The organism is Psychroflexus sp. MES1-P1E (genome assembly GCF_002836055.1).
Taxonomy (GTDB): Bacteria; Bacteroidota; Bacteroidia; order Flavobacteriales; family Flavobacteriaceae; genus Psychroflexus.
The window spans coordinates 1-312 of the sequence record NZ_PJBS01000053.1; the positions used below are offsets into that span (position 1 = coordinate 1).

The 312-nt window shown below is 40.1% G+C and carries 1 protein-coding gene; it reads right to left on the reverse strand.

The window, feature by feature from the left end; translation table 11 throughout:
• Window positions 1–312, reverse strand: a 312-nt coding sequence (locus CXF67_RS00290) for an SdrD B-like domain-containing protein (protein ID WP_219620998.1), incomplete at both ends; no start/stop codon positions are given.

Genomic DNA, 312 nt, shown 5'->3' on the forward strand with positions numbered 1-312 from the left:
GTTACAATAGTGGTCGTGGTTGGATCGTCCCCTTCTGTTTGTGCTGCTCCCGTTGGGAAATCTGGATCAGTTTCATCGATATTTGATGTAGCATTACCAGGTGATAATCCTATACTCCAATCACCGTTGGCATCTGTCGTTACAGTCTGAACTTGACTGAAAGAATCAGTAATTTCTACATCAACGTTTGGCATATCTGCTTCACTTGGCTCTTGAGTACCATTGCCATTTTCATCAAAGTATAAGTGACCCGTTAAAATCCCTGTTTCGAAAAAACCATCTATTTCATTAAGCGTTTGTCCAGTTATAATA